General features: G+C 42.1%; 16 protein-coding genes and 1 other RNA gene. 13 read left to right on the top strand and 4 right to left on the bottom strand.

Features of this window, described 5'->3' with window-relative positions; genetic code table 11:
• The first annotated feature begins 195 nt into the window (after positions 1 to 195).
• Together ACPF7I_RS12755 and tnpC are read left to right on the top strand one after the other, a co-directional pair.
• Positions 196 to 1,314 carry an RNA-guided endonuclease InsQ/TnpB family protein gene (locus ACPF7I_RS12755; RefSeq protein ID WP_430746044.1) on the top strand — a complete coding sequence of 373 codons (1,119 nt, stop codon included), beginning with the start codon at positions 196 to 198 and terminating at the stop codon, positions 1,312 to 1,314.
• 364 nt (positions 1,315 to 1,678) lie between these two features.
• Positions 1,679 to 3,127 carry an IS66 family transposase gene (gene tnpC / locus ACPF7I_RS12750; RefSeq protein ID WP_430746045.1) on the top strand — a complete coding sequence of 483 codons (1,449 nt, stop codon included), beginning with the start codon at positions 1,679 to 1,681 and terminating at the stop codon, positions 3,125 to 3,127.
• 82 nt (positions 3,128 to 3,209) lie between these two features.
• Here the strand turns inward: tnpC and ACPF7I_RS12745 are convergent, their stop codons facing one another.
• Together ACPF7I_RS12745 and ACPF7I_RS12740 are read right to left on the bottom strand one after the other, a co-directional pair.
• Positions 3,210 to 3,533, bottom strand: a complete 324-nt coding sequence (locus ACPF7I_RS12745; RefSeq protein WP_430746046.1) for a DUF6572 domain-containing protein — start codon at positions 3,531 to 3,533, stop codon at positions 3,210 to 3,212.
• Positions 3,534 to 3,550: 17 nt separating this feature from the next.
• A complete protein-coding gene (locus tag ACPF7I_RS12740; protein WP_430746047.1) occupies positions 3,551 to 4,942 on the bottom strand; it encodes a hypothetical protein in 1,392 nt (463 codons plus the stop codon).
• Positions 4,943 to 5,197: 255 nt separating this feature from the next.
• On the opposite strand from ACPF7I_RS12740, the gene secG reads away from it, so the two are divergent.
• The 11 genes from secG (at position 5,198) to ACPF7I_RS12685 (ending at position 14,357) form a co-directional block, all read left to right on the top strand.
• Positions 5,198 to 5,431, top strand: a complete 234-nt coding sequence (secG, locus tag ACPF7I_RS12735; protein ID WP_066322822.1) for a preprotein translocase subunit SecG — start codon at positions 5,198 to 5,200, stop codon at positions 5,429 to 5,431.
• Between the two features lie 69 nt (positions 5,432 to 5,500).
• Positions 5,501 to 6,238 (top strand): alpha/beta hydrolase, encoded by a 738-nt coding sequence (locus ACPF7I_RS12730; RefSeq protein WP_219985992.1) that lies wholly within the window; start codon positions 5,501 to 5,503, stop codon positions 6,236 to 6,238.
• A gap of 20 nt (positions 6,239 to 6,258) precedes the next feature.
• Positions 6,259 to 8,535, top strand: a complete 2,277-nt coding sequence (gene rnr / locus ACPF7I_RS12725; protein ID WP_430746048.1) for a ribonuclease R — start codon at positions 6,259 to 6,261, stop codon at positions 8,533 to 8,535.
• A gap of 78 nt (positions 8,536 to 8,613) precedes the next feature.
• Positions 8,614 to 9,078 carry an SsrA-binding protein SmpB gene (smpB, locus tag ACPF7I_RS12720; RefSeq protein ID WP_003399367.1) on the top strand — a complete coding sequence of 155 codons (465 nt, stop codon included), beginning with the start codon at positions 8,614 to 8,616 and terminating at the stop codon, positions 9,076 to 9,078.
• 99 nt (positions 9,079 to 9,177) lie between these two features.
• Positions 9,178 to 9,530: a transfer-messenger RNA gene (gene ssrA, locus ACPF7I_RS12715) on the top strand.
• Positions 9,531 to 9,699: 169 nt separating this feature from the next.
• Positions 9,700 to 10,629, top strand: a complete 930-nt coding sequence (locus tag ACPF7I_RS12710; protein WP_219985990.1) for an ABC transporter substrate-binding protein — start codon at positions 9,700 to 9,702, stop codon at positions 10,627 to 10,629.
• Between the two features lie 18 nt (positions 10,630 to 10,647).
• Positions 10,648 to 11,682 (top strand): FecCD family ABC transporter permease, encoded by a 1,035-nt coding sequence (locus ACPF7I_RS12705; RefSeq protein ID WP_430746258.1) that lies wholly within the window; start codon positions 10,648 to 10,650, stop codon positions 11,680 to 11,682.
• Positions 11,669 to 12,460, top strand: coding sequence for an ABC transporter ATP-binding protein (locus ACPF7I_RS12700; RefSeq protein ID WP_430746049.1), 792 nt, complete (start codon positions 11,669 to 11,671; stop codon positions 12,458 to 12,460). The genes ACPF7I_RS12705 and ACPF7I_RS12700 overlap by 14 nt, the downstream gene beginning before the upstream one ends.
• Positions 12,461 to 12,476: 16 nt before the next feature.
• The gene (locus ACPF7I_RS12695) at positions 12,477 to 12,980 is read left to right on the top strand and encodes a HugZ family protein (RefSeq protein WP_430746050.1); all 504 of its coding nucleotides are present in this window, start codon (positions 12,477 to 12,479) and stop codon (positions 12,978 to 12,980) included.
• Positions 12,977 to 14,029 (top strand): Surface layer protein, encoded by a 1,053-nt coding sequence (locus tag ACPF7I_RS12690; RefSeq protein WP_430746051.1) that lies wholly within the window; start codon positions 12,977 to 12,979, stop codon positions 14,027 to 14,029. The genes ACPF7I_RS12695 and ACPF7I_RS12690 overlap by 4 nt, the downstream gene beginning before the upstream one ends.
• A gap of 16 nt (positions 14,030 to 14,045) precedes the next feature.
• The gene (locus ACPF7I_RS12685; RefSeq protein ID WP_219985985.1) at positions 14,046 to 14,357 is read left to right on the top strand and encodes an antibiotic biosynthesis monooxygenase; all 312 of its coding nucleotides are present in this window, start codon (positions 14,046 to 14,048) and stop codon (positions 14,355 to 14,357) included.
• 43 nt (positions 14,358 to 14,400) lie between these two features.
• Here ACPF7I_RS12685 and ACPF7I_RS12680 read toward each other — a convergent pair whose 3' ends face one another.
• Entirely contained in the window at positions 14,401 to 14,574 is a 174-nt protein-coding gene (locus ACPF7I_RS12680) for a hypothetical protein (protein WP_009362281.1), read from the bottom strand.
• Between the two features lie 109 nt (positions 14,575 to 14,683).
• A complete protein-coding gene (locus ACPF7I_RS12675; RefSeq protein WP_430746052.1) occupies positions 14,684 to 15,007 on the bottom strand; it encodes a spore coat protein in 324 nt (107 codons plus the stop codon).
• Positions 15,008 to 15,020 lie beyond the last annotated feature (13 nt).

Here is a 15,020-nt window from a genome sequence, read left to right as displayed (position 1 = left end):
ATTTGTGGATTTATTTTTATGCTGCTCATTTGCTGGGGGATTTTATTTTTCAATCGGATTCATTCATCATCTTTGGTGAGGAGACTCCCACTTCAACGACCAAAGGGAGTAAGTGGGAGAGGAATCGCTTTTTTTGTGTTTTTGTGTCACTAAAAAATATGATATAATATATTTAGTGAAAGAGAGGTGAGACAAATGGACATGACGTTAACAGCCAAAATAAAAATTTACCCAACGGCGGAACAAGCAGAAGTATTGAAAGCCACCCTTTCCGCTTATCGACAAGCATGCAACGCTGTATCTGTTGTGATTTTTGACACAAAAGTGCTTGCACAAGCCAAGTTGCACGACATGACTTATCGTCCACTTCGAGCAAACTACGCGTTGCGTTCGCAAATGGCGCAATCTGTGATCAAGACGGTGATCGCTAGATACCGTTCCCTAAAAAGCAATGGTCATGAATGGACATTGGTTCGCTTTAAAAAACCTGAATATGATCTCGTTTGGAATCGAGATTATTCGCTTGTTCAAGGATTATTTTCTGTCAATACACTAGAAGGACGGATTAAAGTGCCGTTCGAACCAAAAGGCATGGAACAATATTTTGATGGCTCATGGACGTTTGGTACAGCCAAACTCGTCTATAAGCATAACCAATTCTTTTTGCACATCCCTATGACCAAAACGATTCCAACCGTAGATGAACACAACATTCGCCAAGTGGTCGGTGTCGATGTAGGGGTTAACTTTCTTGCAACAGCTTATGATTCGCAAGGGAAAACCACCTTTTTTAACGGACGAAAAATCAAGCATATGCGTGCGAAGTACAAACGAATGCGAAAAACCCTCCAACAAAAAGGGACGGCTTCTGCGCGTCGGAAGTTGAAAACAATCGGACAACGAGAAAACCGTTGGATGACGGATGTGAACCATACGATCACGAAGGCACTCGTTCGTCAATATGGAGAACGTACCCTTTTTGTATTAGAAGATTTAACAGGCATTCGTGAAAAAACAGAACGTGTACGTATCCATGACCGATATGAAACCGTATCGTGGGCTTTTTATCAGTTCCGTCACATGTTAGAGTATAAGGCACGTTTGCATGGGTCAAAAGTGATGGTGGTTGCTCCGCATTACACCTCTTTGACATGTCCAAAGTGTGGTCATACGGAAAAAGCCAATCGAAACAAGCGTACACACACCTTTTGTTGCCGAACATGCGGATACACCTCAAACGATGACCGCATTGGTGCCATGAACCTTCAACGAAAAGGAATAGAGTACATCGTTGAAGGAACGACACAGGCATGACCTGCGTCGTTGGGCAGTTGTCAACCTGCCCCTGATGCAACCCCAAGTCAAGGAAGGAGGACCAAGTCCGCTCGCACTTCTGGGGAGTTGCAAGCCCCCACTTCAAGCGTTAGCTAAGTGGGGGTAGTTGACGATTCACCAGCCAAAATTGGCCAAATCATCGGCATGCTAGAGCGGGCTCTGATCGTGATCCTGATGATGATCGATTTACCACAGGGACTTGCCTTTTTAGCAGCATTAAAAACATTAACCCGATTTAAGCAATTTGAACACGTAACTATTCAGCCACATCATAAAGTGAGCTGAATATTTTCTTCTTTCCTTGTCTATGATGTGAATATTGATAGACAAGGAGGTGAATCGCATGTTGACGGTACAACAAGCTGTATTTACAGTTGAGAGCTTAATCGGCAAAGTTCAACAACAAAAACAGCTCATTCATCAACTCGTTCAAGAAAATGAACATTTGCGTCACGAAAACAAACAACTACGCAAAGAAAATGAACAACTGAAGTACCGTGTTCAAGAGCTGGAAGCACGCACGAAAAAAAACAGCTCCAATAGCCATTTGCCCCCATCTTCTGACCGTTTTGTCCACACCCATTCTTCTCGCAAGCCATCTGGCAACAAGCCAGGCGGACAAGAAGGACATCAAGGAACGACGCTCCGTCAAGTGGAACATCCACATCATCGTGTCGTCCATCGTGTGAACACGTGTCAAGGATGTGGGGCTTCTTTGCGTGAAGTCAAACCGTTCAAAGTCGATATCCGTCAAGTGTTTGATGTCCCTCCTGTGGCGATCGAGGTGACACAACATGAACGTGAAGTGAAATCCTGTCCACATTGCCGATGTGTTCAACAAGCGGAGTTTCCACCACATGTCACGAATCATGTGCAATACGGTCCACGTCTCACGGCGCTCGTTGTTTATTTGCATCATATCCAATTGATCCCGTACAAACGTTTGAGTGATACGATCGAAGCATTATATCAACACTCGGTTAGTACGGGAACTCTTGCCAATATGGTGAAACGAGGACGCGAAGCGCTAGAATCGAATATGGACATCATCGAAGACGCCTTACTTGAATCCAACATCTTGCATGTCGATGAAACGAGTTTACGCATCAATGGGAAACTCGCATGGGTGCATGTCGCGTGTACATCAAAATACACGTACTTGGCTTCTCACGCTTCTCGTGGGAAGAAAGCGACCGATGACATTGGGATTCTTCCCCGATATGAAGGAACGATGATGCATGATGCGTTCGGTACGTATCCAAAATACACGCAAGCCACCCATGCCCTTTGTCACGTCCATCATTTGCGTGAATTGAAGGGTTTCACCGAACAAGGGCATACATGGGCAGCGCGCATGACCACGTTTCTGTTAGCCGCCAAACAAGCCGTCGAAGCCCATCACGGTGCACTTTCCGAAGAAGAAGCGAAACGATGGGAACGAGTGTATGATCGCATCCTAGCGAAAGCACAGCACCGATTGGAAACGATGACGCCTCCTCCGAAAAAAGCACTCGCTTTTATTCGACGGCTTCAAAAACGAAAGGAAGAAGCGCTGCGTTTCTTATGTGAAGTGCATGTGCCCTTTGACAACAACCAAGCCGAACGCGATCTTCGCATGGTTAAAGTCAAAGAGAACATTTCGGGTACGTTTCGCGAAGAAACATTCGCCCAGTCTTTTTGTATCACAAGAAGCATCGTTTCCACACTCGCGAAACACGAAAAAAACGTGTGGGACTCGTTATGTCTTCTGTTGACGGGCGACACGCTCGATCGTGTTCTTTCTATCACTTAGGGCATTTTCTATCACGGAGATGCCCTATTTGTGTTGCGCTTTTTTACATACTACTATCGGGGTGAATAGTTACCTTAAGATATTATATACCAACCTGAAAATTAAAATAGTACCCTGCATCGTTAAGAATTTCGGAGACTTTCTCTAAAAAGTCCTTGCATTTATCAGGAAATTTGTCTTTGAAATAAATTTTTATTTCGAACTCTCGCCCTTTTGCATCCTCATAAGTAGAATATATTTCTCCGCTTTCAATAAAACTTAAGTATACATTTATTTTTTCTTGGAGAAGTAATAAATGTTCCTCTTCATTTTCCCACTCAAGGGAATCAATAATCCCCAAAGTTACAATCCCTGTTTCCTTATTTAAACTAATAATGTCAACTTCGTTAGTATTTTGTAACGGCACTTGTCATCACTCCAAATTTATTTTTTTCGAATAATTTCTACTTTTGTCGGAGCAATTTTGGTTCCACCCGTATAAGGAGCTTTTCCTTTTCCTACAACCGTAGCCCCCGATTGTTCAATCTCTGGAAAAGCTTTCTTTTGATTTTTTGTTAGTGGTGCTGTAGGGGAAGCTTTACATTCTACACATTGTATTTGCCCTGTTTGACTATTTTTAGAAACAATATCAATTCTTGTTCTAACCCCACTTTTAGTTTTAACAGTTATTTGTTGTCTTACATTAATATTATTAGGGTCTGAAGATATTTTGTTAACAACTTCCTTTTCAAAAGCATCTCCTTTAGCTTTGTTTTGTTCAAGTTGAGATTTACCTGTATGTTTAACATTACCCTTAGACACTCCCCCTGAAGAACCTTCACTCCGGCTCATTCGCTGATATAATTCCTTGGCACTTTTGGCGAAGTTCGTGCTTCCTGTTGCCGTCAAAGTGGCTCCATGGGTCACTCCCGCAGCGGCAATGGCAGTGGCAGGTGTTCCAATGACAGCTCCTATTCCTGTGGCGTTAAGCACCATTCCACCTGTACCAATGGCAACGGAACCTGTCGTTTCCATGACGCCTGCGATTGTTGCCACTGCATGTCCGAACACTTGTCCTGCTTTGTACGCTGTCGGATGTTTCCTGTAATCTGAGCGCTTTTGTACAACGTTTAATGTCATATCCGATAACGCTGCATCCCCTGCACCTGTGACAAACTCTTTGGTGCTTTCGATCGGATGTTTCTTAAAGCTGTACCATGATTGTTCTGCATGTTTCGCTACGGACAGAACAGTTTTTTCAGCACGTTGTCCTATGTTCATTATATCATGAGCAGATTGTTTAACAGCAAGTCCTGCTTTCTTTTCTAGTTGATGGGTACCGCGTCCCATTGCTTTTTCTGTATCTTTCAACGTTTGTTTCACAGAATGGACGGCTTCAGATGTAGTTTTTTTCGCATGATGAACGATCTGTTTTGTCATTTGTTCTGTTTTCTTTTCCTCCTCACGAAACGCCGTTTGCGCTTTCTGACTAATATGTACCGTGTCTTTCAGCGCTTGTTTCGTTATTTGCTCCGCTTTCTTTTCTACATGGTTGATCGTTTGATGTACGGCTTTTTCTGCTTTTTTTACGTCATTGGCGATGTGTTTTCCTGCTTTCTCTATTTGTTTCTCTGCTCGTTGAAAAGCTTCTTTTGCTTTTTGGCTAATTTGAATCGTATCTTTTACGATTTGTTTAGTGACAGATTCCGCTTTCTTTTCTGCTTGTTGAATCGTCTTTTCTACCTTTTTGAAGTCGTTGGCAACATGTTTCGTCGTCTGTTCGATCTTTTTACTGACTGAATGCCCCCATTTATTTAATGAACCCCAAAAAGACATATTCTTTGTTCCCTCATTCCTCATATGACGAAATCATCTCAGTTTTCACACATTTACTATAACATGAGATTTATGGGGGGGGGGGGAAACGAGATATTTTCGACAAATTTCGCAATCTTTCTGTCGTTTTTATAGCATATGATTTGTCTGATGTTTTAATAAAGTTTTATCCCGTATCTTTTTGTCCGTTGTACAAATAAATAGTGTTATGTTAAAATAAAACTATTGTGATGTGCGTCGTTGGAGGTGTTGGACATGCATGCGTTGCTTGTTACGTTGTTAGTGATTGTATCGCTCGGGATGATTGTTGTGGTGTTATTGCAATCTGGCCGGAGCGCAGGGCTTTCGGGCGCGATTACAGGCGGTGCTGAACAATTGTTTGGCAAGCAAAAAGCGCGCGGATTAGATGCCGTGCTGCATCGAATTACCGTTGTTTTAGCCGTATTATTTTTCGTATTAGCGATTGCGGTGACGTATTTCCAATTGTAAAATATGGGGAAAGGGCGGTCCATTCGAAAAGGGCTGCCTTTTCTGTTGGAAAGAAAGGAGACATGAGTGATGAAGATGATTCCCCCACAACCGTTTACGTTTGAAGCTGGTGAGCGGGCTGTTTTATTATTGCATGGATTCACTGGCAACTCAGCGGATGTGCGGATACTTGGGCGTTTTTTACAAGCGAAAGGATATACGTGTCATGCCCCAATTTACAAAGGACATGGCGTGCCGCCAGAAGAGCTCGTTCATACCGGTCCAGAAGATTGGTGGCAAGACGTCATAAATGCCTATGAACACTTAAAACAAAAACATGAAAAAATCGCCGTTGTAGGCTTATCGCTTGGCGGTGTGTTTTCGTTAAAACTTGGCTATACTGTTCCTGTTGTCGGCATCGTACCAATGTGTGCCCCGATGTATATCAAAAGCGAACAAACGATGTACGAAGGAGTTTTGGCATACGCTCGCGAATATAAAAAACGTGAAGGAAAAAGTGAGGAACAAATCGAGCGGGAAATGATGGAGTTTGCCAAAACGCCGATGAAGACATTAAAAGCATTGCAACAACTGATTGCCGAAGTGCGCGATCATTTAGATTTCATTTATGCCCCTATTTTTGTCGTACAAGCGCGCCATGATGACATGATTAACCCAGATAGTGCAAATATTATTTATAACGGCGTCGAATCTCCGGTAAAACAAATGAAGTGGTATGAGGAGTCAGGGCACGTCATTACGCTTGATAAAGAAAAAGAACAGCTTCATGAAGACATTTATACGTTTTTAGAATCATTAGATTGGTAATCCTCAAAAGGAGGGATTGAATGAAAGAAAAATTATTAGCGTTTATGCGCGATGAAGCGTACAAACCGCTTACTGTTCAAGAGTTAGAAGAGGCGTTTCACATTGTGGATGCCGCCGAGTTTAAAGAACTTGTCAAAGCGCTCGTTGCGCTTGAAGAAGAAGGATTGATTGTGCGAACGAGAAGCAATCGCTACGGGCTACCTGAGAAAATGAACTTAATTCGCGGGAAAGTGACCGGGCATGCGAAAGGATTTGCGTTTGTTATTCCTGAAGACTCAACGCTCGATGATATTTTTATTCCACCGTCGGAATTAAAAAATGCGATGCATGGCGATACGGTGCTTGTGCGTGTAAGCGGACAGCCAACTGGTGCACGGCAAGAAGGGACGATCGTTCGCATTATTGAACGTGGTGTAACGGAAATTGTCGGCACGTATACAGAAAGCAAAAACTTCGGTTTCGTCATTCCAGACGACAAAAAAATCGTCAACGATATTTTTATTCCGAAACATGCGGCAAATGGCGCCGTCGAAGGACATAAAGTTGTCGTTCGTTTGACGACGTATCCAGAAGGACGGATTAGCGCAGAAGGAGAAGTTATTAAAATTTTAGGGCATAAAAACGATCCTGGGGTCGATATTTTATCCATTATTCATAAACATGGATTGCCACTTCAATTCCCAGAAGAGGTGATCGCCCACGCCAACAGCATTCCTGATACGATTTCTGAAGAAGATTTACAGGGCCGACGGGACTTGCGCAACGAAATGATTGTGACGATTGACGGCGAAGACGCAAAAGATTTAGATGATGCAGTGACGGTGACGAAATTAGAAAACGGAAACTATAAGCTTGGCGTTCATATTGCGGATGTAAGCCACTATGTGACGGAAGGCTCGCCGATTGACCGTGAAGCATATGAGCGTGGGACGAGCGTCTACTTAGTCGATCGTGTCATTCCAATGATTCCGCATCGGTTGTCAAACGGCATTTGTTCATTAAATCCGAAAGTTGATCGATTAACGTTATCGTGTGAGATGGAAATAAACGATCGCGGTGAAGTCGTGAGTCATGAAATTTTTCAAAGTGTTATTCGCACGACAGAAAGAATGACGTATTCGGATGTAAACCGCATTCTCGTTGATAAAGACGAGGAGCTTCGAGAAAAATATGCTCCGCTTGTGCCGATGTTTGAGTTAATGGCAGAGTTAGCCGATATTTTACGAAACAAGCGAATGAAGCGCGGCGCCATTGATTTTGACTTTAAAGAAGCGAAAGTGCTTGTCGATGAAAATGGAAAACCGTATGACGTCGTGTTGCGTGAACGTTCTGTTGCGGAGCGATTAATTGAAGAATTTATGTTAGCGGCAAACGAGACGATTGCCGAACATTTTCATTGGATGAACGTTCCTTTTATTTATCGTGTGCATGAAGACCCGAAGCCGGAAAAGTTGCAGCGCTTTTTAGAGTTTATTACGAATTTCGGCTATATTGTGAAAGGAACAGGAAACCAAATTCATCCTCGTGCCTTGCAAGAAGTGTTAGAAGCTGTGCGCGGCGAGCCGGAAGAAATGGTCGTGTCGACCGTCATGCTTCGCTCGATGAAGCAAGCGCGCTATGATGCTGAAAGTCTCGGTCACTACGGACTATCAACCGAATTTTATACGCATTTTACCTCGCCGATTCGTCGCTATCCAGACTTAATTGTGCATCGCCTCATTCGCACGTATTTAATCAACGGGCAAATCGATGAACAAACGCAACAAAAATGGGCGGAGAAGTTACCGGAAATTGCCGAACATACGTCGAATATGGAACGTCGTGCCGTCGAGGCAGAGCGCGAAACGGATGATTTGAAGAAAACAGAGTTTATGGAAGATAAAATTGGCATGGAGTTTGACGGCATTATTAGCTCGGTGACAAACTTTGGATTGTTTGTTGAATTGCCGAATACAATCGAAGGGCTTGTACACGTTAGCTATTTAACGGACGATTATTATCATTACGATGAGCAGCATTATGCGATGATCGGTGAGCGAACAGGGAAAGTGTACCGCATCGGTGACGAAATTACCGTGCGCGTCATTAATGTCAATAAAGAAGAACGTATCGTCGATTTTGAAATTGTCGGCATGAAAGGGCGCAAACGTAAACAAGCGAAAGCTGCTCCAGTCGTCATCGAAGGAAAACGGAAAAAGAAAAAAGAAGAGCAATGGCCAACGAAAAAAACGAAGAAAAAGAAAAAGTTTTATGAAGATATACCAAACATGAAAAAGAAGAAAAAGAAAAAACGATAAGAAGAGCCTCGTCAGTAGAGGCTTTTCCTTTCTTCTTATTTTTGCTAAAATATTGGTTGTCTGAAGGGAGGGAAACAAATGCCAAAAGGGGAAGGAAAGCTGATCGCTCAAAATAAAAAAGCGCATCACGACTATTTTATTGAGGAGACGTATGAAGCGGGACTTGTATTGCAAGGAACGGAAATTAAGTCGATTCGTGCAGGCAAGGTGAACTTAAAAGATTCGTTCGCGAAAGTGGAAAAAGGTGAAGTGTTTTTGCATAATATGCATATTAGTCCATACGAACAAGGAAATCGTTACAATCACGATCCGCTGCGGACGCGCAAACTACTGCTTCATCGCCGCGAAATTAACAAGTTGATCGGCTACACGAAAGAACAAGGTTATACGCTCGTTCCGTTGAAGTTGTACATTAAAGATGGCTTTGCCAAGTTGCTGCTTGGTGTCGGAAAAGGAAAGAAAAAATACGATAAGCGGGAAGATATGAAAAAGAAAGAAGCTCAACGCGAAGTCGAGCGCGCTTTTCGCGAACGACAGAAATAAGCCAATATGTTACAATTGCAAAACGGATGAAATGTGATATAATAAAACGTGTCAGCCAGTTACGAAAGCTTAAGCTTCCTTCGTACGTTTCTCTTATACGGGGACGTTACGGATTCGACAGGGGTAGATCGAGCTTAAGCTGCGAGCCGAGGGGATCGTCCTCGTAAAAACGTCACTTAAAGATAACTGGCAAAGAAAACTACGCTTTAGCTGCTTAATTAGTGCGGCTAGCTCCTACCGCCATCGCCCATGTGGCGTCCTAGGGGTTCATAACAAGTGGGCTACGCCTAAGTCCGCCGTCTGAGGACGAGGGAAGAGAACAATCAGACTAGCTGCTCGGATGCCTGTCGGTAGGCGGAAGAAGCGGCGAAACATAAATATACCGACTACGCTCGTAGACGCTTAAGTGGCGATATCTCTGGACGTGGGTTCGACTCCCACCGTCTCCATACTTCATTAAAGATGAAAACGACTGCGTTTGCGGTCGTTTTTTATTTTGGATACGTTTCTATCGTTTATAACTTTTATATGCGAAAAACTTATTGACAAAGATTATCAATATCGATTATGATTTTGTTTGTAAATGATAATGATAATCATTAGAAAGGAGAAAAAGAAATCATGAGGAAATTATTTTCTTATGTCCTGTCTTTATGTTTGCTTGTCGGGTTGTTTGCTTTCAACGGTGGGACGGCTGAAGCAGCGACCGGACTAACCATTAAAGATTTAGCAGGGCGGACGGTAACGTTTGATCGCACACCGCAACGTGTCGTTGTATTAAGCCCGGGGGATCTACATACGCTTCGAGCGCTCGGCGTACAAGTGGTTGGGAGACCGACGTCTGCGACACCTGTTGATGCGGGCTTACAATCAGTTCCGCAAGTCGGAAATATTCATCAACCAAACTTTGAAAAAATCGTAAGTTTACAGCCAGATGTTGTTATTGCAGGGACATCTTTTTTAGGTCATATTCAAAAAGCAGAGTCATTGGGATTGAAAGTCGTTATCACTTCTGGTAGTTCTGTTCGTGATATTCAATCGTCTATTACGTTGCTAGGAAAACTATTTAACAAAGAACAAACAGCGAAAGTATTAGTCAGAAAAATTGATAATAAAGTAAAAAAATACAGTAAAACAAAAACGAAAGTGCGTGCTGTCATTTTATTCGGCTCAGGTGCTAGCTCACTTGTTGCTCTACCAACATCGTTTTCTGGGGATGTGTTAGCAAAAGCTGGCGGGGAAAATATTGCGGCGAGCTTTTCGCAATTGAAAGACTATCCTGGCTACGCTAATTTGAGCACGGAGCGCATTATCGCAAGCAATCCGGATGTTATTTTCATTATCACACATGCGAATCATGCGGAAACAAAAAAAGCGATGATTAAGTTAATGTCAACAAGTTCGTGGCGTAACTTGAAAGCGGTGAAAAATAAAAATGTTATCTTTTTACCGAGCGAGTTATTTGCAGCAAGCCCCGGTGTGAAAATTACTGATGCATTAGATCATATGAATAAAGAGCTATTAAAAGTGCGTGCGAAAACGAAAAAGTAGTGGATGAGGGATCACATGATGGAAACATCTCTTAGTGAAATACAGAAAAGAAAGCATCCTTATGCGAAAAGAAGAATATGGACGTTCGTTTTTCTTCTCATCTCTATTGTATTCGTATGTTTATATTCGATCATCACAGGAAGTGTGAAGTTGCAATTGCATGAAGTTTGGGAAGGGCTTACAGAAGAAAAAGATTCGATGTTTTATACGATCGTATGGGACTTACGGTTGCCGAGAACGATCGTTGGATTAATTGTAGGCATGTGTTTAGCTATTTCAGGGACAATTATGCAAGGAGTAATGAAAAATCCGCTTGCTGACCCTGGGATTATCGGTGTATCGTCAGGAGCGGCATTAATGGCGGTCATTATTACAATTGTACTGCCGCAATATATCATTTTGTTGCCGTTTGCAGCGTTTATTGGAGGATTTGTCACAGCGATGCTTATTTATGCTTTAGCGTGGCAAGGTGGTTCATCCATTGCAAGAATTATTTTAGTCGGTGTTGCCATTAACGCCATTATTGGAGCGACGATGAGTGCGATTATGTTGTTGTATAGTGATCGTGTGCAAGCGGTTCTTCCTTGGATGGCAGGCGTCATTTCAGGGGCGACGATGGAGCAGGCAAAGTTGTTAGCGCTTTATAGCATCCCGGGATTGATTTTGTCGTTTCTTGCTATTCGGCACATTCGCATTCTCCATTTAGGAGATGAGATGGCGAAACTGTTAGGGCATCATGTCGAACGTTCTCGTTTCTTTTTAATTGTCATTAGTACATTTTTAACAGGTATCGCTGTTAGCGTCTCTGGGCTCATTGGCTTCATTGGTCTTGTCGTTCCACATATGATTCGACTTATTGTTGGAAGCGATGATCGTTTTGTATTGCCGTTATCAGCACTAGGGGGCGGGGCGTTTCTAGTGTTTGCTGATACGATCGCGCGCAGTTGGTTTGATCCAATTGAATTGCCAGTTGGGTTATTGCTTTCATTTTTAGGTGGACCGTTTTTCTTATATATTCTCCATAAAAGGGGGAATGTGCGTGCTTTCGGCTAAACATATCACATATCAACATTCGGATCATTTTTGTATTGAAGATATTCATATTGACATTCAAAAAGGAGAAATTGTCAGCCTGATTGGACCAAACGGTTCAGGAAAATCGACGCTTCTTCGTCTCCTTTCGCATGTGTTAAAGCCAATTGGTGGGACCGTTTTATTGGACGGAAGTGAAATCCATACGTTAAGTCGTAAGGCGATCGCTAAAAAAATGGCGATGTTGCCGCAAACAAACAATCACCAATTAGATATGACTGTTCGAGAGCTTGTAGAGTTTGGCAGAAACCCTCATAAAGGCTGGTTTCAATCGTTAAACGAAGAAGATGAAAAAGTGATTCGTTGGGCATTAGAAATGACGAATTTGCAATCGTATGAATATCGATTTTTACACTCTTTGTCTGGTGGGGAGCGTCAACGCGCATGGATTGCAATGGCGCTGGCACAACGGCCTGAAGTGTTGTTGCTTGATGAACCGACAACATATTTAGATATTTCCCATCAATTAGAAGTGATGGAACTCATTCGAATGTTGAATCACCAATTAGGCATGACAGTCGTTATGGTTTTACATGACATTAATCAAGCGGCACAATATAGCGATCGAATGATTGTGATGAAAGACGGAAAAATTCAATATGATGATCGCACGCAATGTGTGATTTGCAAACAAATGTTTCAAGATATATTCGGTATTGATGTCGATATCCGTTATGAAGGGGATAAGCCATTTTTTATTCCTATCCGAAAAACGTGTCACATTCCATGCTTAACGTAGAAAAGGTGAGAAAACATTGGAAGAGAAAAAAAGAGAGCGCTATATGCAGTTTGTGAAACAATGTAAAACAATGATGATCAGTACAATAGATGAACGTGGTGAGCCGTTTATTAGTTATGCCCCCTTTGTGATGGATGAAAGTCATTTTTACATTTTTATTAGCCGAACAGCTGAGCATTTTCAATATATTGAACGTAATGAGCGAGTTTCGGTATTGTTGATTGCCGATGAAGCAGCATCAACCAATTTGTTTGCACGAGAGCGCGTTCGATTCACGTGTAAGCGAAAGCACATTGGCAACAACGAAAATGATCATATTTTTGCTAAGTTTGAGCACATTCACGGCAAACCGATGATTCATTTATTGAGAAGTATTGATTTTTCGCTCTTTCAACTTACCCCGATGGAGGGACGTTACGTTGTTGGATTTGGGCAAGCGTTTGATGTCGATTTACGCGGTGAACGATTTGCGCATGTGATCGTTGATAAAAATAAAGAAGGGAGATTCGAGGGGCAATGAGTACGAAAAAAATTATAAATATGAAGGTCATCGGTTTTATCTTTTTCAGTTTGCTTCTTTCTTTTCAACCGATTGTTTCAGAAGCGAAAACGAATGTGGCTACTATCGTCAATGAAGCGAAAGCGCAAATGAAAAAAGCCCATACAACGTATACAGCGTATGTTCAAAAAACAGGGGGCATCCCGCCACATGCGACCGTTTTAGCTGAGTATAAAAAGGCACATCAGTTATATGTACAAGCGAAACAAGCTGTTCAAAAGTCTGCTGGGAAAGAGAAGAAAAAATATATTAGCGAGTTAGACGGTGCATATAAAACGTATATGGCTAAACGTGTTATTCCGTATTTGAATGCATCTGTTGTATTTGAAGGATCAAAAAAGATGAGAACGGCTTTGGAGCAAGCAATTGTTGATGAAGATATGGATGCGTTGCAAGCAGCACACAAACAGTTGCAAGTATACGTGCAAAATCGTCAACTTCGTGTATATAACAATGTGTTCGAAGCAAATGTTCGAAAACTACTTTTGGGAGAATTTTCAAAAAGTAAGGCGCTTTATGATAAATATGCAAATGATGTGAAGGTGTACGAGCAACTATTAAAAGCGAATGAATCTCTCGAAGATGGAAAGGTTGTCGAAGCGAAAAAAGCGCTCGATATAGTTAAAGGGCTGTTAACAAAATTATCGGATACGTTTCGAACAGATTTGACAAATGAATATAACAACTTATCTGAAGTGTATAACGATTTAATTACGCCTCCTGTACCCGAGCTAGATTATGTAGAAGCAACGAACGGTGCGCTTACGTTATATTTTGATATTCCTGTTCCTTCATTAAGCGCAGCAAACATGAAAGTAACGGTCGCGATTAATAAAGGGGAGGAGCAAGTTGTCCAACCGGCAACGATTACGTTAAGTGAAGACAGAACAGTAGCTACGATTGTAGTTCCAACGATCTCGGATAAAGATGAAGAGCAATCTGTTGTATATGCAGTTGAGTATGCAGGGAAAAAAGTAACTGCTGATCCTTTCGTAATTTCAAAAAAATAAAAGGGAGAGATGAAACATGTACGTTGTGACAAATGCCATTCGTGTAAAAAAAGGGTATGCTCCACAATTAGTTGAGCGATTCAAAGAAAGAAAAGGGATTGAGCAATCACCAGGATTTATTCGTTTGGAACTGCATGTGACACAAGGATTGGAAGAATACGATGAAGTGCGTGTGTGCACAACATGGGAGGATAAGCAATCGTTTGAAGGTTGGACAAAAAGCGAGGCGTTTCGCAAAGCTCATGAGCAGAAAGCAAAAGATCGTCCTGACTATGTGCTTGGAAACGAAATGTTTGCATATGAAGTTGCCCTCTCTTTTCAGGCGTAGAAAAAACGCTAGGGAGCAATGGACTCTCTAGCGTTTTCCATCTTTAATAATACCATCCGCCGCCATACGGGTAAAACGGATACGGGCGCGGTGGGTAATAATATGGACGCGGTGGGTAAAACGGGTAAGGCGTTAATGCACTGCCGAGCAATCCACCTAAAAAACCTCCAAAAAACGGTGCACCGAAAAAGCCGAAAAACGGTCTACGACCATACATTTGAGCATTCCCTCCTCGAGTTTTGTCATTACATTGACACTATATGCAAGGTATCTGTCCAATGGTTGGGCGCATGATAAAAACCGACTGCATCAGCAGCCGGCTTTTCTTATTGCACCATGTTGTTGTATGGAAATTGGCTTGCATATCCTTGAAATTGTTGGTAAAATTGTTGCAATTTTTGTTGGTCTGCTTGTTCAAGCGCATACCACCCTTTTTTAAACATTAAGTTGTATAAGTCGCGTTGACAGTTTTGTGTTTCCGTAAACATACGCAACACTTCATCGTACAAATGTTGATGACTCGCTTCATTTAAAAACGTACAATAACTGTCCGTCATATATTTTTCAGTTGATAACATATCATTAATAAAATCGCGATCGTTCATTTGTGGCGTTTTCGGAATTTGTGTTTCAGTATTTTGCACTTTCATGTTGTGAGACCCT

The sequence above is a fragment of the Anoxybacillus dikiliensis genome (assembly GCF_050613275.1).
In the GTDB taxonomy this organism is placed as follows: domain Bacteria; phylum Bacillota; class Bacilli; order Bacillales; family Anoxybacillaceae; genus Anoxybacillus.
Note: the sequence above shows the minus strand (reverse complement) of the source record. Positions and strands in the feature narration are given on the sequence as shown.

Excerpts from the sequence above, each read along its gene's own strand:
- ACPF7I_RS12675 (WP_430746052.1), bottom strand. The coding sequence starts at position 15,007 with ATGAAAGTGCAAAATACTGAAACACAAATTCCGAAAACGCCACAAATG.
- tnpC (WP_430746045.1), top strand. The coding sequence starts at position 1,679 with ATGTTGACGGTACAACAAGCTGTATTTACAGTTGAGAGCTTAATCGGC.
- rnr (WP_430746048.1), top strand. The coding sequence starts at position 6,259 with ATGAAAGAAAAATTATTAGCGTTTATGCGCGATGAAGCGTACAAACCG.
- ACPF7I_RS12690 (WP_430746051.1), top strand. The coding sequence starts at position 12,977 with ATGAGTACGAAAAAAATTATAAATATGAAGGTCATCGGTTTTATCTTT.
- ACPF7I_RS12740 (WP_430746047.1), bottom strand. The coding sequence starts at position 4,942 with ATGTCTTTTTGGGGTTCATTAAATAAATGGGGGCATTCAGTCAGTAAA.
- ACPF7I_RS12685 (WP_219985985.1), top strand. The coding sequence starts at position 14,046 with ATGTACGTTGTGACAAATGCCATTCGTGTAAAAAAAGGGTATGCTCCA.
- ACPF7I_RS12730 (WP_219985992.1), top strand. The coding sequence starts at position 5,501 with ATGAAGATGATTCCCCCACAACCGTTTACGTTTGAAGCTGGTGAGCGG.
- ACPF7I_RS12755 (WP_430746044.1), top strand. The coding sequence starts at position 196 with ATGGACATGACGTTAACAGCCAAAATAAAAATTTACCCAACGGCGGAA.
- ACPF7I_RS12705 (WP_430746258.1), top strand. The coding sequence starts at position 10,648 with ATGGAAACATCTCTTAGTGAAATACAGAAAAGAAAGCATCCTTATGCG.
- smpB (WP_003399367.1), top strand. The coding sequence starts at position 8,614 with ATGCCAAAAGGGGAAGGAAAGCTGATCGCTCAAAATAAAAAAGCGCAT.
- secG (WP_066322822.1), top strand. The coding sequence starts at position 5,198 with ATGCATGCGTTGCTTGTTACGTTGTTAGTGATTGTATCGCTCGGGATG.
- ACPF7I_RS12710 (WP_219985990.1), top strand. The coding sequence starts at position 9,700 with ATGAGGAAATTATTTTCTTATGTCCTGTCTTTATGTTTGCTTGTCGGG.
- ACPF7I_RS12680 (WP_009362281.1), bottom strand. The coding sequence starts at position 14,574 with ATGTATGGTCGTAGACCGTTTTTCGGCTTTTTCGGTGCACCGTTTTTT.